The following is a 21,469-nucleotide window of genomic DNA, read 5'->3' as shown; positions in this document are numbered from 1 at the left end:
TCGATGGATACTTTAATCTTTGAAGTTGGAACTGCGTTAGTATTAGTCGCTTTTGCAGCTATTCTCGCTGCAAAGTTAAAGTTCTCGATTATTCCGTTTCTTATTATACTCGGTATGCTAGTGGGGCCTCATGCCCCAGATTTAGGGCTTATCGATTTAAGATTTATTGAAAGTGGAGAAGTTATTTCCTTCCTCGGCCGTGTTGGCGTCATATTCCTCCTATTTTACTTAGGTTTAGAATTCTCAATTAAAAAATTAATTAAATCAGGAAAATCAATTGCTTTTGGGGGAACTGTTCATATATCGCTTAATTTTATATTAGGTTTACTTTACGGATATATAATGGGTTTCCCCTTATTAGAAACATTAATTATTGCTGGGATCATAACAATTTCATCGAGTGCAATTGTTGCGAAAGTAATTGTTGATTTAAGAAGATCTGGTAATAAAGAGACGGAGCTAATTTTAGGAATCATTATGTTTGATGATATTTTTTTAGCGGTATATTTATCAGTCGTTTCAGGATTAGTACTTGGAGGGGCAACATCATTTGTAGGTGCTCTTACATCTATTTTAATCGCAGTAGGTTATATGCTACTATTCTTTGTAGTTGCTAGAAAAGCTACACGGTTTTTAAATAAAATGTTAGATATTTCGTCCAATGAAATTTTTATTATTGTAATATTCGCTATTTTGTTCTTTGTAGCAGGATTTTCAGAAACGATTCATGTTGCAGAGGCAATTGGAGCATTATTACTAGGACTCGTTTTTTCTGAAACAGAGCATAGTGATCGAATTGAACAGCTTGTCGTTCCGTTTCGTGATTTCTTTGGAGCTATATTCTTTTTCAGCTTCGGTTTAAGTATAGACCCATTTTCACTTGGCGGAGCAGTGTGGTTGGCATTAGGAGCAGTTTTCATTACTCTTATCGGTAATTTTACTGCTGGAATGGTTGCGGGGCGTAAAGCTGGGTTATCGCATAAGGCTTCTACGAATATCGGTTTAACACTTGTATCACGCGGAGAATTTTCTATTATCGTCGCGAATATTGGAATTGCGGGTGGCTTAATGGCAGCGATTAAACCGTTCTCAGCTTTGTATGTTTTAATATTAGCATCGTTAGGACCTTTGTTAACGAAAGAATCTGGGAGAATATACTCGCTACTAGATAAGGTGTTTAAATGGAGTGCTAAAGAACGTGTGAAGCGAGAAAAGGAAGTTGGATAGTACAAATAAGGGTAGACTGCATGAAAATTTCATGCAGTCTACCCTTTTATATATTGTTACTGTTGTCGTTTTTTGTCGGTAAGTCGATATATTTTAATAATCGCTGATATATTTGTAGTTGCGCCGATATATTCTGATAATCGCTGATATAATCCAAGAAGCAACCAATATAAATTCATTTACCGACGAACTATTATCTGAATTTCATCAACTATTAATCAGTTGCCTTCCTATTTAAAAACGACTACAATTTTACTGTTATATATATGAACGAAAAAAATAGAATAGGAGGGGAAGCTATGCCAAGGAAAGTATGGCTATTAGTAGCTGGGATGATTATTAATGTCACGGGTGCTTCTTTTTTATGGCCTTTTAATACAATTTATTTACATGATCACTTGGGAAAATCTTTATCTGTGGCCGGAATGGTATTAATGATCAACTCGCTTACTGGTGTAATCGGAAACTTGCTCGGCGGTGTTTTATTTGATAAATGGGGCGGTTATAAATCAACTTTAGTAGGGATAGTGATTACACTTGTATCAATTTTAGGTCTTGTGTTCTTCCACGGTTGGCCGTTATATGTTGTATGGCTAGCGTTAATCGGCTTCGGTTCTGGAATGGTCTTCCCATCGATGTATGCGATGGTTGGTACGGTTTGGCCAGAAGGCGGAAGACGGGCATTTAATGCGATGTACGTTGGACAAAATGTTGGTATTGCGATTGGAACAGCATGTGGTGGATTAGTTGCATCGTATCGTTTTGATTATATTTTCTTAGCGAACTTTATTTTATACTTTGTTTTCTTCTTAATTGCTTTTATTGGATTTCGTGGTATGGAAGACAAGAAGGAGCCAGGAGTACAAAAAGAAGTGGAAATGAAAAAAGGTTGGTCACTTACACCTGGATTTAAAGCACTTCTTATCGTGTGTGTAGCATATGCTTTATGCTGGGTTACATACGTACAGTGGCAAGGAGCGATTGCAACACATATGCAAGAATTGAATATTAGCCTTCGTCACTATAGTTTATTATGGACGATAAACGGAGCAATGATTGTTTGTGCACAGCCACTTGTTAGTATGCTAATTCGCTGGATGAAGCGTTCTTTAAAACAGCAAATTATGATTGGAATCTTCATTTTTGCAGCTTCATTCATTGTGTTAAGTCAAGCGCAACAATTTACGATGTTCCTCGTTGCGATGGTAACATTAACAATAGGTGAGTTATTTGTATGGCCTGCGGTTCCAACGATTGCAAATATACTTGCACCAAAAGATAAATTAGGGTTTTATCAAGGGGTTGTAAATAGTGCGGCGACTGTAGGGAAAATGTTCGGGCCGGTCGTTGGCGGAGCAATTGTGGATTTATACAATATGGAAGTATTGTTTATAGCAATCATGGTAATGCTTGTAGTAGCGCTTATAGCAACGAGCATTTATGATAAACGAGTAAAAGTAGAAGAAACAGTTGAAGAAAAAATTGCAGTTTAGTTTGACGGAACATGTAACATGTTTTAGAATATATTTAAATAAAACAACCTTTAGAACAAGGGAGATAGCTCGGCTGTCTTAAGATGAATTCGTTAGTTATTAAGAGTAACGATTAACCGAGAAGTCCTCGCTTTAAGTAAGCTCTTAAGAGATACTAGGTGAAGGATAGTTCACGTAACTTATATGTGTAATAACAGTGAGAAGGAGTAGTAGTAATAGAAGCTGGTTTAGAGAGTTGACGGTCGGTGCAAGTCAATCCACGTTTCGTTATGAACTCGCCTTTGAGTTGCAGTTGTGAAACTAATAGTAGCAATTGCCGTTAATCCACGTTACGGATCTAAGCGAATGTATATTTGTACATTAATTTAGGGTGGTACCGCGGGAATCTATAACCTCTCGTCCCTTTTTAGGGATGAGAGGTTTTTTGTATTTTGGGCGGTGAAAATAAATAGAATTTCAAGGAGGGTATCTCATGAGCTTTAATCATCAAGAAATTGAGAAGAAGTGGCAAGGGTACTGGGAAGAGAATAAAACATTCCGTACGCCAGATGAGACAGAAAAACCAAAATTTTATGCACTAGATATGTTCCCATATCCATCAGGTGCAGGCTTACACGTAGGACATCCAGAAGGTTATACAGCGACAGATATTTTATCTCGTATGAAGCGTATGCAAGGATATAACGTTCTTCATCCAATGGGATGGGATGCATTTGGTCTTCCAGCAGAGCAATATGCACTTGATACTGGAAACAGCCCAGCTGAATTTACAGAGCATAATATTAATACGTTCCGTAACCAAATTAAATCATTAGGTTTCTCTTACGATTGGGACCGTGAAGTAAATACAACAGATCCAAACTACTATAAGTGGACGCAATGGATCTTCCTAAAACTATTTGAAAAAGGCTTAGCTTACGTTGATGAAGTACCTGTAAACTGGTGCCCAGCACTTGGTACAGTACTTGCAAACGAAGAAATCATTGACGGTAAGAGTGAGCGTGGTGGACATCCAGTTGAGCGTCGTCCGATGAGACAGTGGATGTTAAAAATTACAGCTTACGGAGATCGTCTATTAGAAGATCTAGATGAGCTTGATTGGCCTGAAAGCTTAAAAGATATGCAACGTAACTGGATCGGTCGTTCTGAAGGTGCAGAAGTACACTTCAACATCGATGGTACAGACGAGAAATTCACAGTTTTCACAACGCGCCCTGATACATTATTTGGTGCAACATACTGTGTACTAGCTCCAGAACATGCACTTGTTGCAGAAATTACAACAGCAGAACAAAAAGAAGCGGTAGAAGCTTACATTAACGCTGTAAAAATGAAGAGTGATCTAGAGCGTACAGAACTTGCGAAAGAAAAAACTGGTGTATTCACTGGTGCTTACGCAGTTAACCCAGTAAACGGTGAGAAATTACCAATCTGGATTGCTGACTATGTTCTTGCAACTTACGGAACAGGTGCTGTAATGGCAGTTCCAGCTCACGATGAGCGTGACTATGAATTCGCATCAGTATTTAATCTTCCAATGAAGGAAGTTGTAAAAGGCGGAGATATTACGAAAGAAGTGTACACAGGTGATGGTGCACACGTAAACTCAGCATTCCTTGATGGTTTAAATAAAGAAGAAGCAATCGCAAAAATGATTGAATGGCTTGAAGTAACGAGCGCAGGAAATCAAAAAGTAACGTACCGTCTACGTGACTGGTTATTCAGCCGTCAACGTTACTGGGGTGAGCCAATTCCAGTAATTCACTGGGAAGATGGTACAATGACAGCTGTGAAAGAAGAGGAATTACCATTAGTTCTTCCGAAAACAGAAAACATCCGTCCTTCAGGTACAGGTGAATCACCACTTGCTAACATTGACGAGTGGGTAAATGTTGTTGATCCTGAGACTGGTAAAAAAGGTCGTCGTGAAACAAATACAATGCCGCAATGGGCTGGTAGCTGTTGGTATTACCTACGTTACATCGATCCAAACAATAGCGAAGCACTTGTAGATCCTGAAAAAGTAAAACAATGGCTTCCAGTTGATATTTATATCGGTGGTGCAGAGCACGCTGTACTTCACTTACTATATGCTCGTTTCTGGCATAAAGTATTATACGATATCGGTGTAGTTCCAACGAAAGAACCGTTCCAACAATTATTCAACCAAGGTATGATTCTAGGTGAAAACAACGAGAAAATGAGTAAATCAAAAGGTAACGTTGTAAACCCTGATGATATCGTAGCAAGCCACGGTGCAGATACACTTCGTCTATACGAAATGTTCATGGGACCATTAGATGCTTCAATCGCTTGGTCTGAAAATGGTCTTGACGGAGCTCGTCGTTTCCTAGACCGCGTATGGCGTCTATTCGTTCAAGATAACGGTGAATTAAGTGAGAAAATTACTGACGCACCAAATAAAGAGCTTGAAAAAGCTTACCATCAAACAGTGAAGAAAGTAACAGAAGACTATGCAGAGCTTCGCTTCAACACAGCGATTTCTCAAATGATGGTATTCATCAACGATGCATACAAAGCTGAAACACTTCCAAGAGAATATGTAGAAGGTTTCGTAAAAATGATTGCACCAGTTGCACCTCATATCGGGGAAGAGCTATGGAGCAAACTTGGATACAATGAAACAATCACATATGCAAGCTGGCCAACATTTGATGAGTCTAAACTTGTAGAAGATGAAGTTGAAATCGTTGTTCAAGTTATGGGTAAAGTTCGCGCAAAACTAACAATGAGTAAAGACGCATCAAAAGAAGAAATGGAACAACTTGCACTTGAAGCAATTCAAGACCAAATTGAAGGGAAAACAGTTCGTAAAGTAATTGTTGTTCCTGGAAAACTTGTTAACGTTGTTGCAAACTAAATCATTTGAAAAAGCTCAGAGCGTTTATGTTCTGAGCTTTTTTGTATAGAAAATAATCTCAGGGTCACCTTCATCTAAGTTTTCAACTATTCCGCTACGTATAAAACCATTCGAGTTAAATACTTTCTGCATACTTTCATTCGATTCGTTCGTTGAAGAAAATATTTTTTGAGTAGGAGAATGACTTAACATATATGAGATTAACGAGCTTGCATAGCCTTGCCTTCTTTTAGTTGGTGAAACAATGATTAATGAGAGGAAAGTACAACCAAAGAAATTTGTATCGTATGTTAGAAAGCCAGAGATAGAATTTTCTTCTGTTACAATGATGCATCTGCCTTCACGGATAGTGTGCTTAATATAATTTCGTCTACTATCGTTTCCAATTACGTCAATATCTATATGGACGATTGAATCTAAATCATTGATAGAAGCCTTTGTTACATTCTTCAATATAAATACCTCCTAGAAAAAATATTCAGTTAATTAATTTTATCATGAATGAAGAAAAAGAAGCGGAATTCTAGTGCAGACAAACACCTATTCTTCTATAGGAAATATGATAAAAAAGGTAGGCTAAATTGAGTAGAAGAGGTGAAAGGAATGAAAGGGATGGACAATAATGCACCACATGGTTTCTTCGGGAGTGGATCGGATAGTTATGAACAAATGATGTTAATGGGAGGAGGACAACAAGGATACGGTGGAATTCCGAGCTGGATGGGCGGAACACCTGGAGGGTTTTCTACATCAGTAGCGGGTGTACAAACTGGAATTCCAACATTAACAGGAGGATTTCCATCATCGGTAGCCGGAGTGCAAACTGGAATCCCAACATTTGTTGGCGGAGCAGCGGGAGGAGTACCAGTAGGCGTACCAACTGCATTTCCATCTTTCGTTGGAGGAGTACAGACAGGATTTCCTGTACCGGGAGTAGGTGTTGTAGCAGGAGGAGTAGGTGGATATCCGCAAGTAGTTCACGGCTACCATGGTCATCATCACCACCATCAAGGTCAACATGGCCATCATGGACATCACCACCATCAAGGTCAACACGGCCATCATGGACATCACCACCATCAAGGTCAACACGGCCATCATGGTCATCACCACCATCAAGGTCAACACGGCCATCATGGTCATCACCATCATCAAGGTCAACATGGTCATCAGGGGCAACAAGTACATCACCACGGTCACCACCACATTCATCCGCAAGCTGTTCTTTATCAAACTCACCAAGGCCAACATGGTCACCATGGACATCACCACCAAGGCCAACATCATGGACACCAAGGTCACCACCATCACCAAGGTCATCAAGGCCAACACGGTCATCATGGGCACCAAGGCCAACATCATGGACACCAAGGTCAACATCATGGACACCAAGGTCAACAGCACCAACAGCACCAACAATATCAGCAATATCAACAACAACAACAATCTTCTCCTTGGACAGGTGGAATTGGAGCAGGAGGAGCAGGGGCAGCAGCAGGAGCAGCTAGTATTAGTGGAGCAGCAGGACACGCAGGGCACGTGGGTCATTAATGATTGGCAGAAAAAAAGCCATAATAAAAAACTGCTAGGAAATCCTAGCAGTTTTTTTCAGCTTCTTGACGCTGACGTTCAATTTCAGCACGAAGTTGTGGTTCCGGTGCTTGCCAGCCTTCTGGCTTTAGAATCTTACCGTCGCCTTCACGGAATCGAGGCTTCCCATCAGGGAATAGTTTTGCCATGTTGGCGTTGTTTACAATTTCGAATCCTTTATCTGGACGTACGCCCATTTCTGCAAACGTTCCGAATGCAAAGTAAATAAGGTCAATCAGTGCATCGTATTGATCTTCAACAGTCGTTGCCTCTAGAAATTCTTCTAGTTCTTCCTGCATAAAACTTGCACGGATTTTTGCACGCTCTTCTGTTAATTTTGTTGGAGTATTTGTCACAGGATGTCCGAATACTTCATGCATTTTCGCAACAAGTTCGTATCCTTTATCTAAACCTTTTTCGTTTGTCATGTTGTTTCATCCTTTCTTACGTTATGCCGAAGTTTATTGTAACATAAGGTGATTATGAAATGAAAAGAACATCTTATCGAAATAAGATGTTCGCTCGTTATTCTTCTTTTTTTATTAAAAGCGATGAAATAAGATCGATGCCAAAAATACCGACGAGTAACATTGGTATAACGACAAGTAAGTAACGTGTGAAGGAAACATTTTTTAAGTATGTATGAGCAAATAAAAAGACGCCGAGAAATAAAATACCATTTAAAATAGGCTTTACTAATTTTTTAGACATAAGCTCCCCCATAAATATCTTCTCTCTCTATTTGATAATAAAAAACTCCTCTCTCCGTTGTATCATGCTGGAGAGAGGAGTTCAATCATTTCTCATTCAATAACACCAGAATTTGTAATATTTACGGTGTATTTTATATGAACCGGAACATCTTTATACATTTGTCTCCATTCTTCTAATTTGAATGGGCGATAATGTTGTTTATACTTTGCACCTAGCCCGAGAGGATCGACGCCTAAAGATTTAAATTGCTTAATTAACTTAGCAGCTTGTTTATCTAATTGTTTTTGTACATCTTTTTCAATGTTTTTTGTGTTCTTGTTATTTTCTAAGTTAATTTGTTTTGATAGTTCTTGAATACGTGCATCAAGACGAACGTGAATGAAAAAAGAAGGCTTTCCGTTTTTAATTTTTATATCGTAAGTTGGAACAGAACGAATATTATTAATCATTACGTACGCAGAATCTGTTTTAAATTCATGTGAATCTAATTTATGTTTCTCTAATAGTCCTTTAAATATGAACATATCTTTTTCCGCAATTTTACCGATATATTTATCCTTTTTAAAAAGGCCAATTCCGGTAATTTTTATTTTATCACCATGCTTCTTTAGAATGGGAATATAGTAGTCTTTTCCTTCTTGATAATAGCGAAATGCTCCTATATGTAGATTATCCGCTGGTAAAGGTCCGGTCTCCATGTTATGTTCTAGCAATTTTTTTATATAAATTGCAACGTTGTATGAAGTCGAATATTTGCCTTTTAAAAGTTCAGTACCATTCCCATCTAATAAAGCAGCATATAAAGCGTTCCCTATATTCACATCTCGGAGTAATGTATCGAATGAAGTAGACATTCCTGTTTTGGCAAGTCTTATCGTATATAGAGCGACACGCATTTGTCCACTAGCAAAAGGTTGAGAAGACTCTAAAGATGTGTCTGCTTTTACTTGTTTTACCGCATTTGCACTGCCTTCAAAAACTTGAACTTTATTTCCTTTTTTTTGAATGGGACAAACGAATGTCACTTTTACTTTATTATCTTTTGCAACGTCAAATACGGATCCTTGAATAAGTTGTACATCGTCGATAATATTTTTTTGTAAACATCCAATTAGACTGAAGAATGTTATACAAGAAATAAGTATTAATTTGCTTGTGCTTTTGATTTTTTCCATTTTCTTTTCACCCACACAATAATAAATAGGATTGGGATGTATACATAAATGAGCCAAAAACTAACCTTTGATACATTACTAATAAAGTTATTAATATCGTGTCTGTTTGTTAAAAGTTGCGAAACAATGAGAGTGATAAAGATAAAAGCAATTAAAACACCCCTTTGTTTTACACGGAATATTTCATGAGTTGCTCTCATTGACGCCCATAAAGGGAGGATAAAACTTGAAATAATAACGAGTGCATAGCCTGAAATTGCAATATATTCGAGTCTTTCTATAAATGGTAATTGAATAACTTGGGTCATAGAAAGTTGGGCCCATATCGTTTTTAACAATTGTTTTTCACTAAAAAATGCAAAGGCTAAAAGGGTGCTAAATAAATATAGAAGATTTGAAAATAGTGCTCCAAACTGAGCGTATTTATGAGATTGCATAGGCTTTTTCACAAATGGATACACCATGAGGTAAATCTCAAAACCGGTCATACTGTAGATTGACAGTTGAGCGGATTTTAAAATGTCTGAAAAAGAATGTGTGAATATAGGTAGTAAATTATCCCAATGTGAATATTTCAAAACGAATAAGCTTAGAAATAAATATCCTAATGTACCACCAACAGAGATGACGCAAATACCGGTAATTACACGAAATCCAGAAGAGATAATGTAATAGCTAACTAAGCATAAAAAGAGTGTTAACATAAAGGTAGAAGCGGTAGGAAACATCCATACTTGAATAATTTCAACATATGTTCGGATGACTGAAATACTAACGATTAAAAAATAAGCCATAAAGATGATGCTAATGCCATTTCCTAGCCATTTTCCAAATGTTTGCCGATGTAAATCAACTAAATTCCCATTTGTTTCTTTTAATAAGACATACATCATCCATATAAGAATGTGGATTAAAATTCCTGTGATTATAACTCCCATCCATCCGTCGTATCCAGCGGCCTTTGCGATGATTCGAGCGAAGCCGAGAACGCCAGCACCGAACTGTGCACCGTGAATTAAGAAGAAAACAAAGATAGGAGATATTTGATATTTTTCTTGAACTTTACTCATCGAATGCACCTCATTTCTTAATCATCAAAGTCTGATCTATGCTTTGTTGAAATTCCTTTCGCTGCTTTTTTTACATGTTGTGGCCTTGCTTGTACATCTCTTGTATCAATCATTGTTAAAGGAAAACGAATCCAAGAATCTTTAACAGATTGTTGTCTTGTTGGATAAAATAAAGCGTACGGCTTGCGTAAAGAAGTGAGTCTAAATAGATGGGTAAATAAAAAGATAAATCCAAGTGAAATCCCGAAAAGTCCTCCTATTTCTGCAAATATGAGAAACGGGAAACGTAGTAATCGAACCGCATTACCCATTTTATAAATAGGTGTAATAAAGGAAGCGAGTGCTGATAGTGCAACGATAATTAATAAAATGTTACTCGTTAAACCTGCTTGTACAGATGCTTGTCCGATTACGATACCCCCTACGATACCGAGCGTTTGACCAACTTTCATCGGTAACCTCGCGCCAGCTTCTCTCAGTAAGTCGATCGCAAGTTCTAAAAAGAGTGCTTCAATTAAAGGTGGGAATGGTACTTGTGCTCTTGATAAAATTAAGGTTTCAAGTAAATCACTTGGAATAAGTTCATAATGATAATTTAAAACTGCAACGTATAACGGTGTAGCGCAAATTGAAAATAGAACGGCAATTAATCTTAAAATCCTTGAAAATGTAGCGTACATCCAGGAGACGTTATAGTCTTCTGGTGAAATGAAAAAATCAAAATAGGATACGGGTGTTAGTAAAACACTTGGAGAACCATCAACAAAAATAGCGATTTTTCCATCAATTAGTGCTTTTGTAACTCTATCAGTACGTTCTGTATTGATATAGAGAGGGAAAATCGATTTTTCACCCATTAATTCTTGTAAATAAGCACTATCATTAATTTGATCATATTCAAGAGCGCGTAATGACTCTTCTAGAAAATCTACATTATCTTTTTCAGCAAGGTTGTCTAAATACATCATGACAACTTTTGTTTTGGAAAACTCGCCGATAATCATTTCTTTTGTTTGTAAATCTAAAACAGGAAGACGTTTTCGAACTAAATTAATGTTTGTATCAATATCCTCTACGAAACCTTCTTGCGGACCAATAACAGTTGATTCGTTTAAAGGAGGGGTTGGTGCACGATAATTATCAATTGCAATGTTTGCAAGCATACATTTTTGATCTTGCTGATTCAATTGAATAATCGCATGCCCCTTTAAAACCATATCCTCAATTTTTTGTAAGTCGTTCGTAATTGTAATGCCGCTCATCGGGATATGTTCCTTAAGCTCTTCTAGTGATGCGTTAGGTCGTTCTAAAAGAGTGGGCATTAAATACTTTTGTAATTTTTCTCCATCAAGTGAAGGGCGATAGTAAGAAATCCAATAAGGCATCGTTTCATCGTCGGATGTATGATAATTTACAAAATCACTAGACTTTTTCAGCTTCTCTATTAAATTTTGTAAAGAATGAATACGATCTTTTTCTGGTTTTGTAAAGTCATAAATACTATTACCTCCAGAGCTTTGTTGCTTACTTTGAGAAGGTTCATCTTGCTTAGCGTTTTGCTGTTTATCTTGAAACGAATCACCTTGTTTAGCACTTTGTTGTTTATCTTGAGACGAATCATCTTTTGTTGCTTATCTTGAGACGAATCATCTTGTTTAGCACTTTGTTGCCTATCTTGAGAGGAATCATCCTGTTTAGCGTTTTGTTGCTTATCCTGAGAAGGGTCATTTTGTTTAGCACTTTGCTGCTTATCCTGAGACGAATCATTTGTTGCTTATCCTGAGAGGAATCATCTTGTTTAGCGTTTTGTTGCTTATCCTGAGAGGAATCATCTTGTTTAGCACTTTGTTGCTTATTCTGAGAAGAATCTTTTTGCTCGTTATTTTTACCTTTATTATGTTTCATACTTCTAGTCTGTTCTTTGTTATCATCCTCTTGATTGTTAGAATGCTGCTCCTGATTATCTGTTTCGTTTGCTTCTGGTTTATTTGATTTTTTTTTCTTACGTAACCAATTCCAAATCATATGTACGCCCTCTTTAATCTTGTAATATAGTGCTATTTTGTGGCTAATTTTGTATATTATTCATTTATTTATGAAAAGAAGAAGGAGATTAGTTTGCATAGAAAAAAAACTTTAGTAAGCAGTTCATACTATAACGGGGAGAGGGAGAGTCTGTGCAAATTGTAAAAAAGGAGAAGTTTGTTTTAAAAGGGTTTACGTTTGAAAATGGCAGAGAAATTCCTGTTCAAATGGGATACGAGACATATGGCACTTTAAATAGAGAAAGGTCAAATGTGATTTTGGTTTGTCATTATTTTAGTGCAACAAGTCATGCGGCAGGAAAATATACAGTGCATGATGAGGAGTCTGGTTGGTGGGATGGGCTAATTGGACCTGGAAAAGCAATTGATACAAATAAGTATTTTGTTATATGTACGGATAATCTTTGTAATGTGCAGGTGAGGAATCCATATGTAATTACAACAGGACCGAAATCAATTAATCCAGAAACTGGAGAAGAATATGCTATGGATTTTCCGATTTTTACATTTCTTGATGTAACTTGTGTGCAATATGAGTTAATAAAAGGTATGGGAATTTCAAGGTTACACGCTGTAATCGGACCGTCGGCGGGGGGGATGATTGCACAACAATGGGCGGTTCACTATCCACATATGGTAGAGCGGATGATTGGCGTTATTACGAACCCACAAAATCCAATTATTACGTCAGTAAACGTAGCGCAAAATGCGATTGAAGCAATTCAACTGGATCCAAGTTGGAAAGAGGGGAAATATGGAGAACAGCAGCCGATAAAGGGGCTTCATTTAGCAAATAGAATGATGTTTATGAACGCGTTTGATGAGCATTTTTATGAAATGGCATTTCCTCGTAATAGTATAGAGATAGAACCTTATGAAAAGTTTGCTACACTAACATCATTTGAAAAAGAAATAAATAAAGCGACATATAGAAGTATGGAGTTAGTAGATGCAAATTCATGGATATATACTGCGAAGGCAGTTTTATTGCATGATATTGCACATGGGTTTTCTTCACTAGAAGAATCTCTTTCTAACATAGAAGCGAATGTACTTATGATTCCGTGTAAACAAGATTTGCTTCAGCCGTCTCGTTATAATTATAAAATGGTTGATATTTTGCAAAAACAAGGAAAATATGCGGAAGTATATGAGATAGAAAGTATAAATGGGCATATGGCAGGAGCATTGGATATTCATTTATTCGAAAAGAAAGTTTATGAATTTTTGAATCGGAAAGTATCTAGTTTTGTGTAGAAGGAAAATGATGGGGAAAAGGTGCAGTGTTTGAAGTAGGCACCTTTTTTCACATGATTTGTAGACGGAAAATATATGTAGCAATTGCTATACCGAAAAACGCTATGCTAAGCAATAGAAATAAGAATGACATTTCTTGTGGCGATTTTATCTTTTTATTATTTTTCATACTAAGTACAATAATTGCAGCGAGTAAGAACACAATGCCTATAATGAAAAGAAAAAGCGTCATTTTAATCGACTCCTTTCATAAAACAAGTATATTGAGGATACAATGTGCTAGTTATGTTTGTAAAGAATAAGTTTTACGAGAAAATTGAGAAATAGCTTTTCGATTCTTTGCGTTCTTTCTTTTGCATGCTAAAATTGGTAGAGAATGTTTGTGAAAAAGAAACTAAAGGTTTTATTGTATATAAGGAGGAACTACATATGACAGAAGTTAAAACAATTACTACAGAAGAGGTGCAAGAGCGTTTAGAAAATGGAGAAACGTTATTTTTAGTAGATGTAAGAGAAGATGAAGAAGTAGCGGCAGGAAAGATTCCAGAAGCTGTACATATTAAAATGGGCGATATCCCACATAAAGTAGATTTCTTTAATAAAGAGAATGAATATATCTTTATTTGTCGTTCAGGAATGCGCAGTGAAAATGTATGTCATTATTTAAATGAACAAGGGTTTAAAACAGTGAACATGGTTGGCGGTATGCTTCAATATGAAGGTGAAACGAAATAGTTAATTGAAAAAAACTTGAAACGAGTCTGTTTCAAGTTTTTTTCTTTTGCATACAGTATAAAAAAGGAGGAGGGGTAAATGGGGATTAATTTGCGTAAAGTAAAAATTATTAATAATACAGGAGCTGTTAATGTCGGTGACTGTTATGATCTCTCACCTTTAGCTGTAGCAAAAGTATATGCAGGTGCTGGAGGATCAAGTGCGGCTATTTTTTTAAATGGAAAAAGGCAGCCAGAAGCGGTCATTAGAACATCAGTATTTCTTCCGCCTTTGGCAACGAGTACACGTACGTTAGGTTCATAGAGGAAAGGTAGAGTGTAATTATGCCTGCTCATATAAAAGAGTTTGTTATTGTGAATAACACTGGAAATATATTTACCGGTGATAATTTGAGTGACACTTCATTTACTGCTTCGAAATCATATAGTGGTTCAATGGGGTGTACTTGGATTGATGTTGTTACAGTAATAGGGACGGAGACGAAGCTTTGTTTACAGCCGGGAGATTCGGTGACGACGACGTATACAAGGGGCACTCCTGCTGGTACTGTAACAGGAGCAAATATGGGGCAAAATGTAAATACATCGAGTATAGCGCAAGCTGTCCCTAATACAGATAATATGGATTCAATTGCAGGACTCCCTTAAGAAATTAAGGGAGTTTTTATTATTTAAAATAAAAATAGTCTTGGAAATTATTTTTGTAAATAGATTAAGAAGAGGCTTATTTATTATGAAAAAGATGGTTTGTAGGTGGTGAAAGTGTGAAGAATCGTGATAATAATCGGAAGCAAAATTCGTTAAGCTCTAATTTTAGAATTCCACCCGAACTTATTGGGCCTACTTTCCCCCCTGTTCCAACTGGGTTTACAGGTATAGGGATTACTGGTCCAACCGGTCCACAAGGCCCAACAGGACCTCAAGGACCAAGAGGATTACAAGGTCCGATGGGGGAGATGGGCCCGACAGGACCTCAAGGTGTGCAAGGGATACAAGGATCAGTTGGGCCAATAGGTGCAACTGGACCAGAAGGACAGCAGGGCCCACAAGGATTGAGAGGACCACAAGGAGAAACTGGAGCGACAGGACCTCAAGGGGTGCAAGGGTTACAAGGTCCGATTGGTCCAACGGGAGCGACTGGGGCACAAGGTATACAAGGGATACAGGGATTACAGGGGCCAATTGGAGCGACGGGACCTGAGGGACCTCAAGGAATACAAGGCGTCCAAGGGTTACCGGGTGTAACTGGTCCACAAGGAATACAAGGAGCACAAGGGATACAAGGAACACAAGGACCGAGTGGAAATACAGGTGCAACCGGAGCAACTGGTCAGGGGATAACAGGCCCGACTGGAATAACAGGTCCAACTGGGATAACTGGACCATCTGGAGGACCTCCTGGTCCGACGGGGCCGACTGGTGCGACAGGTCCGGGCGGTGGACCGAGTGGAAGTACAGGTGCGACTGGAGCAACTGGGAATACTGGAGCTACAGGAAGTACAGGGGTAACAGGAGCAACGGGAAGTACAGGTCCGACTGGAAGCACGGGAGCACAGGGCTTGCAAGGAATCCAAGGGATTCAAGGGCCAATTGGGCCAACAGGTCCAGAAGGTCCGCAGGGTATTCAAGGTATTCCTGGTCCGACGGGAGTAACTGGTGAACAAGGAATACAAGGAGTTCAAGGTATTCAAGGGGCAACGGGAGCAACAGGAGATCAAGGTCCACAAGGTATACAGGGGGCTATAGGGCCTCAAGGGGCAACAGGGGCAACAGGAGATCAAGGTCCACAAGGAATACAAGGAGTACCAGGGCCATCAGGAGCAACAGGGCCACAGGGAGTTCAAGGGATACAAGGTCCGATGGGTGATATAGGACCAACAGGTCCAGAAGGCCCAGAGGGACTTCAGGGGCCGCAAGGAATTCAAGGTGTGCCAGGTCCAGTTGGAGCGACGGGTCCAGAGGGTCCTCAGGGGATACAAGGTATTCAAGGACCGGTAGGAGCAACAGGTCCACAAGGTCCACAAGGAATACAGGGAATACAAGGTGTGCAAGGGATAACGGGAACAACTGGAGTACAAGGAGCAACTGGAATTCAAGGGATACAAGGGGAAATAGGAGCAACGGGTCCAGAGGGTCCCCAAGGAGTGCAAGGTGCTCAAGGGGAGATTGGTCCAACAGGTCCGATGGGTCCCCAAGGTGTGCAAGGAGTACAAGGAATTCAAGGAGCGACGGGCGCACAAGGAGTGCAAGGTCCACAGGGAATTCAAGGAATCCAAGGTCCGACGGGGGCAACAGGAGATACGGGAGCAACTGGGGCGACAGGGGAAGGCACTACAGGTCCAACAGGAGTAACCGGTCCAACAGGGGTAACAGGACCATCTGGAGGACCAGCAGGACCGACTGGCCCAACGGGGCCATCAGGTCCGGCGGGAGTAACAGGTCCATCTGGTGGACCACCTGGCCCGACAGGAGTAACCGGGGCGACAGGAGTAACAGGAGATACTGGGGCGACAGGCTCAACTGGAGTGACAGGAGCGACAGGAGAAACGGGAGCAACCGGAGTGACGGGTTTGCAAGGTCCGCAAGGAATCCAAGGTGTGCAGGGAGAGATAGGTCCGACGGGTCCCCAAGGTGTTCAAGGTCCCCAAGGAATTCAAGGAGTAACGGGGGCCACTGGAGATCAAGGTCCGCAAGGGATTCAAGGCCCACAAGGCGACATAGGTCCAACCGGCCCACAAGGAATTCAAGGCCCACAAGGTTCTCAAGGAATCCAAGGAGCGACAGGGGGAACAGGAGCACAAGGTCCACAGGGAATCCAAGGTCCGCAAGGTGACATAGGTCCGACTGGGCCACAAGGTCCAACTGGAATCCAAGGGATACAAGGAGAAATAGGTCCAACAGGTCCAGAAGGCCCAGAAGGACTTCAGGGCCCGCAAGGAATACAAGGTGTTCAAGGGCCAGTTGGAGCAACGGGTCCAGAGGGTCCTCAGGGGATACAAGGCATTCAAGGACCGGTAGGAGCAACAGGCCCACAAGGTCCACAAGGAATACAGGGAATCCAAGGTGTGCAAGGGATAACGGGAGCAACTGGAGCACAAGGAGCAACTGGAATTCAAGGGATACAAGGGGAAATAGGAGCAACCGGTCCAGAGGGCCCCCAAGGAGTGCAAGGTATACAAGGGGTGATTGGTCCAACCGGTCCGATGGGGACACAGGGAGTGCAAGGAATTCAAGGGATTCAAGGAGCAACAGGTGCACAAGGAGTGCAAGGCCCACAAGGAATTCAAGGGATACAAGGTCCGACGGGAGCAACAGGAGATACGGGGGCAACCGGAGCGACGGGAGAAGGAACTACCGGTCCAACAGGAGTAACCGGTCCAACAGGGGTGACTGGTCCGTCAGGAGGACCAGCAGGACCGACCGGCCCAACGGGGCCATCAGGTCCGACAGGAGTGACAGGTCCATCAGGTGGACCACCTGGCCCGACAGGAGCAACAGGTGCGACAGGAGTAACAGGAGTAACAGGAGATACCGGGGCGACAGGCTCAACTGGAGTGACAGGAGCGACAGGAGCAACGGGAGCAACCGGAGTGACGGGTTTACAGGGCCCGCAAGGAATCCAAGGTGTTCAAGGAGAGATAGGTCCAACCGGTCCACAGGGTATTCAAGGTCCTCAAGGAATCCAAGGAGTAACGGGGGCAACCGGAGCACAAGGTCCCCAAGGAATTCAAGGCCCACAAGGCGACATAGGTCCAACCGGCCCGCAAGGAATTCAAGGTCCACAAGGTCCTCAAGGAATCCAAGGAGCGACAGGAGCAACAGGAGCACAAGGCCCACAGGGAATCCAAGGTCCACAAGGTGACATAGGTCCGACCGGCCCACAAGGCCCGCAAGGAATTCAAGGCCCGCAAAATTCAAGGCCCGCAAGGAATCCAAGGTCCAACGGGGGCTACAGGAGCAACCGGTTCACAAGGCCCAACTGGAGATACAGGTCCAACCGGAGCTGGAGCCACTGGAGCGACCGGGGCGACTGGAGTTAGTACAACTGCAACATATGCATTTGCGAATAATACATCAGGAACCGCTATTTCTGTTTTATTAGGTGGCACGAATGTACCATTACCGAACAATCAAAATATTGGTCCAGGAATTACTGTTAGTGGAGGAAATACTGTATTTACAGTTGCGAATGCAGGGAATTATTATATAGCTTATACAATTAATCTAACGGCAGGATTACTTGTAAGTTCTCGTATAACTGTAAATGGCAGTCCGCTTGCGGGAACGATAAATGCTCCGACAGTTGCTACTGGTTCATTTAGTGCAACAATAATTGCTAACTTGCCTGCTGGAGCTGCTGTTAGCTTACAGTTATTTGGAGTAGTTGCAATAGCTACATTATCTACAGCAACGCCAGGGGCTACCCTGACTATTATTAGATTAAGTTAATAAGCAGAGAACCTTGAAGCTTTTATGTTTCAAGGTTTTTTTATCTTTGTATTTGTAAGTAAACCTCGTTAACCAGGGGGAGTGAATCCCCTCTAATTATTTAAAGTTTCACTTTATTCACTTGAGCAAAAACATCGCAGTTCGAAAATATATTATAATAGAATGAAAAGAAAGAAATTTGGCAGAAAGGGAGGGTGGCGATGCAGGAGATGGTTAAAGATTTTTTTGGACGCCCACTTCAAGATTTACGTATATCTGTCATTGATCGTTGCAATTTTAGATGTACATATTGTATGCCAGCGGAAATATTTGGGCCAGAATATGCTTTTTTGAAAGACGAGTTTTTACTAACTTTTGATGAAATTGAGCGTTTGGCAAAATTATTTGTTAGCATCGGTGTACGGAAAATTAGACTTACTGGCGGTGAGCCACTGCTTCGTAAAGATTTAACAAAACTTATTGCACGTCTTGTGAAAATTGATGGGCTAATAGATATAGGGTTAACGACAAATGCTATTCATTTAACGAAACAAGCGAAGGCATTAAAAGAAGCTGGATTACATAGAGTGAATGTTAGTTTAGATGCGATAGATGATGACATATTTAAGAATATTAATGGTCGAAATATTAATACGAAACCGGTAATTAAGGGAATTATAGCAGCTAAAGAGGCGGGCTTGGAAGTAAAGGTAAATATGGTTGTGAAAAAAGGGATGAACGATCATCAAGTACTACCGATGGCTGCGTATTTTAAAGAGCAAGGAATCACGCTTCGGTTTATTGAGTTTATGGATGTTGGTAGTACAAATGGGTGGAATTTTGATCAAGTCGTTACAAAACGAGAATTGATTGAGATGATTCATAAGGTGTATCCGCTTGAGCCAGCTGAAGCGCATTACTTTGGTGAAGTTGCGAAGCGATATCGGTACGTTGGAACAAATGTTGAAGTTGGTTTTATTACATCTGTTTCTGAGTCATTTTGTGTCTCTTGTACGAGGGCGAGAATTTCGGCAGATGGAAAGTTTTATACGTGCTTATTTGCGACAGAGGGTTTGGATGTAAGAGAACTTCTTAGAGGAAATCTTTCGGATGAGGAGTTATTAAGTGTTATACAAGATGTATGGATGAATAGAAAAGATAGGTATTCGGATGAACGAACAGAAGAAAGTGCAAAAAATCGTCCGAAAATCGAAATGTCTTATATAGGAGGATAAGAAAGGGGGGGATCGCATGCAGGAGCGATATTCAAGACAAATATTATTTTCTGGTGTTGGAGAAGAAGGACAGAGAAAAATAAGAGAGAAGCATGTGCTTATTATTGGTGCTGGTGCTCTCGGTGCGGCAAATGCAGAAGCGATTGTTAGAGCGGGTGTTGGAAAAGTAACGATTGCTGATCGTGATTATGTAGAATGGAGTAATTTACAAAGACAACAACTATATACAGAAGAAGATGCAAAGCAGTATAAACCGAAGGCGGTAGCGGCAGCAGAGCATTTAAGAGCGATTAATTCTGAAGTGGAAATAAATCCGGTTGTGACAGATGTAACGGTGCAAGAAATGGAAGAATTAGTGAATGATGTAGATTTAATATTAGATGCGACAGATAATTTTGAAACGCGTCTTCTCATTAATGATATTTCACAAAAGTATAATATTCCGTGGATATATGGTGGGTGCGTTGGAAGCTACGGAGTAACGTATACAATTTTACCAGGGAAAACACCGTGTTTTCGCTGTTTAATGGAGCATCCGGCGAGCGGAGCAACATGTGACACAGCTGGTATTATACAACCGGCAGTACAATTAGTAGTTGCGCATCAAACTACGGAAGCGCTGAAAATATTAGTAGAAGACTACGGAGCGCTTCGTGAAACGATGTTATCATTTGATCTTTGGAATAATCAACAGATGGCATTTAAAGTGAATAGGCAGAAAAAAGATACTTGTTTATCTTGCGGAAGGTTACGTACATATCCGAGTTTAACATTTGAAGCACAAACGAAAACAGAAGTGTTATGTGGGCGAAATACAGTGCAAATTCGTCCAGGTGTGCGGAAGAATTTTAATTTGGAAGAAATTAAAAAGCGCTTACAAAGAAGCGTAGAGATAAAGGCGACACCTTATTTATTGTCGTTTCCGGTAGAAGAATATCGTTTTGTTTTATTTACAGATGGCAGAGCTTTCATTCATGGGACGAATGATATAAATGTAGCGAAAAGTTTATATGCAAGATATATAGGTTGAACCTAAAGGGAATCCTTTAGGTTCAACGGAGAAAGGATTATGAATTTCTCGTATAATCTCCACTTTTTCCGCCTGTTTTTTCAAGTAAGTAGGTTTCGCCGATAATCATACCTTTATCGACAGCTTTACACATATCATACACAGTAAGAGCGGTAGCCGAAGCAGCTGTTAAAGCTTCCATTTCAACACCGGTGCTACCTTCTGTTTTAACTTTTACTTCAATGAGTAAACGATATTGTTCTTCTGATTGTTTCCAATCGAAAGAAACGTCAACACCTTTTAATAGTAAAGGATGGCACATTGGGATAATATCAGAAGTTCGTTTCGCAGCCATAATGCCTGCGATTTGCGCAACTGCTAATACGTCACCTTTCCCAATTTCATTGTGAGAGATTTTATCGTAAATTTCTTTCGTAACGACAATGCTAGAGCACGCAATTGCTGTTCGAACGGTTGCTTTTTTGTCACTTATATCAACCATCTTCGCGCGTCCTTGGTCATTAAAGTGTGTAAATGAAGACATGGAATTCCTCCTTGAAGTAATTTCTATTGAATATATAAAGTTTAATCGAGATAAAAAAAATTGCAAA

At 40.0% G+C, this 21,469-nt stretch carries 17 protein-coding genes, 2 pseudogenes and 1 other annotated feature; of the genes and pseudogenes, 11 read left to right on the top strand and 8 right to left on the bottom strand.

Annotation, left to right across the window (positions count from 1 at the left end):
• The first annotated feature begins 3 nt into the window (after positions 1–3).
• The 3 genes from ABWK52_RS01735 (at position 4) to leuS (ending at position 5,601) form a co-directional block, all read left to right on the top strand.
• Positions 4–1,227: a cation:proton antiporter gene (locus ABWK52_RS01735; protein WP_000380174.1), complete on the top strand. Its 1,224-nt coding sequence runs from the start codon at positions 4–6 to the stop codon at positions 1,225–1,227.
• 299 nt (positions 1,228–1,526) lie between these two features.
• Positions 1,527–2,720: an MDR family MFS transporter gene (locus ABWK52_RS01730; RefSeq protein WP_001137554.1), complete on the top strand. Its 1,194-nt coding sequence runs from the start codon at positions 1,527–1,529 to the stop codon at positions 2,718–2,720.
• A 187-nt stretch (positions 2,721–2,907) separates the two neighbouring features.
• Positions 2,908–3,127 (top strand) — a binding site (T-box leader).
• A gap of 65 nt (positions 3,128–3,192) precedes the next feature.
• Entirely contained in the window at positions 3,193–5,601 is a 2,409-nt protein-coding gene (gene leuS / locus ABWK52_RS01725) for a leucine--tRNA ligase (protein WP_000009466.1), read from the top strand.
• Positions 5,602–5,625: 24 nt separating this feature from the next.
• Here leuS and ABWK52_RS01720 read toward each other — a convergent pair whose 3' ends face one another.
• Positions 5,626–6,054, bottom strand: coding sequence for a GNAT family N-acetyltransferase (locus tag ABWK52_RS01720; protein WP_000800325.1), 429 nt, complete (start codon positions 6,052–6,054; stop codon positions 5,626–5,628).
• Between the two features lie 150 nt (positions 6,055–6,204).
• Between ABWK52_RS01720 and ABWK52_RS01715 the strand changes: the two genes are divergently transcribed.
• Positions 6,205–7,152 carry a VrrB gene (locus ABWK52_RS01715; RefSeq protein ID WP_050822135.1) on the top strand — a complete coding sequence of 316 codons (948 nt, stop codon included), beginning with the start codon at positions 6,205–6,207 and terminating at the stop codon, positions 7,150–7,152.
• 44 nt (positions 7,153–7,196) lie between these two features.
• On the opposite strand, the gene ABWK52_RS01710 is transcribed toward ABWK52_RS01715, so the two are convergent.
• From ABWK52_RS01710 to ABWK52_RS01690, 5 genes and pseudogenes are all read right to left on the bottom strand, one after another.
• Positions 7,197–7,619, bottom strand: a complete 423-nt coding sequence (locus ABWK52_RS01710; protein ID WP_000180554.1) for a hypothetical protein — start codon at positions 7,617–7,619, stop codon at positions 7,197–7,199.
• A gap of 97 nt (positions 7,620–7,716) precedes the next feature.
• Positions 7,717–7,902: a hypothetical protein gene (locus ABWK52_RS01705; RefSeq protein WP_000038781.1), complete on the bottom strand. Its 186-nt coding sequence runs from the start codon at positions 7,900–7,902 to the stop codon at positions 7,717–7,719.
• A 92-nt stretch (positions 7,903–7,994) separates the two neighbouring features.
• A complete protein-coding gene (gene gerHC / locus ABWK52_RS01700; RefSeq protein WP_000411387.1) occupies positions 7,995–9,080 on the bottom strand; it encodes a spore germination protein GerHC in 1,086 nt (361 codons plus the stop codon).
• Positions 9,050–10,150, bottom strand: coding sequence for a spore germination protein (locus ABWK52_RS01695; protein ID WP_000049056.1), 1,101 nt, complete (start codon positions 10,148–10,150; stop codon positions 9,050–9,052). The genes gerHC and ABWK52_RS01695 overlap by 31 nt, the downstream gene beginning before the upstream one ends.
• Before the next feature lie 17 nt (positions 10,151–10,167).
• Positions 10,168–12,175: pseudogene (locus ABWK52_RS01690) on the bottom strand (spore germination protein).
• A 152-nt stretch (positions 12,176–12,327) separates the two neighbouring features.
• Between ABWK52_RS01690 and ABWK52_RS01685 the strand changes: the two are divergent.
• Complete coding sequence (locus tag ABWK52_RS01685; protein ID WP_098541211.1) at positions 12,328–13,452, top strand: homoserine O-acetyltransferase family protein; 1,125 nt, start codon at positions 12,328–12,330, stop codon at positions 13,450–13,452.
• A gap of 49 nt (positions 13,453–13,501) precedes the next feature.
• Here ABWK52_RS01685 and ABWK52_RS01680 read toward each other — a convergent pair whose 3' ends face one another.
• Positions 13,502–13,684 (bottom strand): hypothetical protein, encoded by a 183-nt coding sequence (locus ABWK52_RS01680; protein WP_000171881.1) that lies wholly within the window; start codon positions 13,682–13,684, stop codon positions 13,502–13,504.
• A gap of 197 nt (positions 13,685–13,881) precedes the next feature.
• Between ABWK52_RS01680 and ABWK52_RS01675 the strand changes: the two genes are divergently transcribed.
• The 6 genes and pseudogenes from ABWK52_RS01675 to ABWK52_RS01650 all read left to right on the top strand — a co-directional run bounded on the left by ABWK52_RS01675 (position 13,882) and on the right by ABWK52_RS01650 (position 20,879).
• A complete protein-coding gene (locus ABWK52_RS01675) occupies positions 13,882–14,187 on the top strand; it encodes a rhodanese-like domain-containing protein (protein WP_000141207.1) in 306 nt (101 codons plus the stop codon).
• Between the two features lie 78 nt (positions 14,188–14,265).
• The gene (locus ABWK52_RS01670) at positions 14,266–14,490 is read left to right on the top strand and encodes a spore germination protein (protein ID WP_000512465.1); all 225 of its coding nucleotides are present in this window, start codon (positions 14,266–14,268) and stop codon (positions 14,488–14,490) included.
• A 20-nt stretch (positions 14,491–14,510) separates the two neighbouring features.
• On the top strand, positions 14,511–14,834 hold the full coding sequence (locus ABWK52_RS01665; protein WP_001110848.1) for a hypothetical protein: 324 nt from the start codon (positions 14,511–14,513) through the stop codon (positions 14,832–14,834).
• Positions 14,835–14,950: 116 nt separating this feature from the next.
• Positions 14,951–18,635: pseudogene (locus ABWK52_RS01660) on the top strand (BclA-related collagen-like exosporium protein).
• 200 nt (positions 18,636–18,835) lie between these two features.
• The gene (gene moaA / locus ABWK52_RS01655) at positions 18,836–19,849 is read left to right on the top strand and encodes a GTP 3',8-cyclase MoaA (RefSeq protein WP_001157117.1); all 1,014 of its coding nucleotides are present in this window, start codon (positions 18,836–18,838) and stop codon (positions 19,847–19,849) included.
• Between the two features lie 16 nt (positions 19,850–19,865).
• Entirely contained in the window at positions 19,866–20,879 is a 1,014-nt protein-coding gene (locus tag ABWK52_RS01650) for a molybdopterin-synthase adenylyltransferase MoeB (protein WP_001158103.1), read from the top strand.
• A gap of 37 nt (positions 20,880–20,916) precedes the next feature.
• Here the strand turns inward: ABWK52_RS01650 and moaC are convergent, their stop codons facing one another.
• Positions 20,917–21,402 (bottom strand): cyclic pyranopterin monophosphate synthase MoaC, encoded by a 486-nt coding sequence (gene moaC / locus ABWK52_RS01645; RefSeq protein ID WP_000094146.1) that lies wholly within the window; start codon positions 21,400–21,402, stop codon positions 20,917–20,919.
• Positions 21,403–21,469: the final 67 nt, after the last annotated feature.

Origin of the sequence: Bacillus sp. AP50 (assembly GCF_040492675.1) — a bacterium.
Lineage (GTDB): Bacteria > Bacillota > Bacilli > Bacillales > Bacillaceae_G > Bacillus_A > Bacillus_A cereus.
Note: the sequence above shows the minus strand (reverse complement) of the source record. Positions and strands in the feature narration are given on the sequence as shown.

Excerpts from the sequence above, each read along its gene's own strand:
- ABWK52_RS01735 (WP_000380174.1), top strand. The coding sequence starts at position 4 with ATGGATACTTTAATCTTTGAAGTTGGAACTGCGTTAGTATTAGTCGCT.
- ABWK52_RS01730 (WP_001137554.1), top strand. The coding sequence starts at position 1,527 with ATGCCAAGGAAAGTATGGCTATTAGTAGCTGGGATGATTATTAATGTC.
- leuS (WP_000009466.1), top strand. The coding sequence starts at position 3,193 with ATGAGCTTTAATCATCAAGAAATTGAGAAGAAGTGGCAAGGGTACTGG.
- ABWK52_RS01715 (WP_050822135.1), top strand. The coding sequence starts at position 6,205 with ATGAAAGGGATGGACAATAATGCACCACATGGTTTCTTCGGGAGTGGA.
- ABWK52_RS01710 (WP_000180554.1), bottom strand. The coding sequence starts at position 7,619 with ATGACAAACGAAAAAGGTTTAGATAAAGGATACGAACTTGTTGCGAAA.
- ABWK52_RS01705 (WP_000038781.1), bottom strand. The coding sequence starts at position 7,902 with ATGTCTAAAAAATTAGTAAAGCCTATTTTAAATGGTATTTTATTTCTC.
- gerHC (WP_000411387.1), bottom strand. The coding sequence starts at position 9,080 with ATGGAAAAAATCAAAAGCACAAGCAAATTAATACTTATTTCTTGTATA.
- ABWK52_RS01695 (WP_000049056.1), bottom strand. The coding sequence starts at position 10,150 with ATGAGTAAAGTTCAAGAAAAATATCAAATATCTCCTATCTTTGTTTTC.
- ABWK52_RS01680 (WP_000171881.1), bottom strand. The coding sequence starts at position 13,684 with ATGACGCTTTTTCTTTTCATTATAGGCATTGTGTTCTTACTCGCTGCA.
- ABWK52_RS01675 (WP_000141207.1), top strand. The coding sequence starts at position 13,882 with ATGACAGAAGTTAAAACAATTACTACAGAAGAGGTGCAAGAGCGTTTA.
- ABWK52_RS01670 (WP_000512465.1), top strand. The coding sequence starts at position 14,266 with ATGGGGATTAATTTGCGTAAAGTAAAAATTATTAATAATACAGGAGCT.
- ABWK52_RS01665 (WP_001110848.1), top strand. The coding sequence starts at position 14,511 with ATGCCTGCTCATATAAAAGAGTTTGTTATTGTGAATAACACTGGAAAT.
- moaA (WP_001157117.1), top strand. The coding sequence starts at position 18,836 with ATGCAGGAGATGGTTAAAGATTTTTTTGGACGCCCACTTCAAGATTTA.
- ABWK52_RS01650 (WP_001158103.1), top strand. The coding sequence starts at position 19,866 with ATGCAGGAGCGATATTCAAGACAAATATTATTTTCTGGTGTTGGAGAA.
- moaC (WP_000094146.1), bottom strand. The coding sequence starts at position 21,402 with ATGTCTTCATTTACACACTTTAATGACCAAGGACGCGCGAAGATGGTT.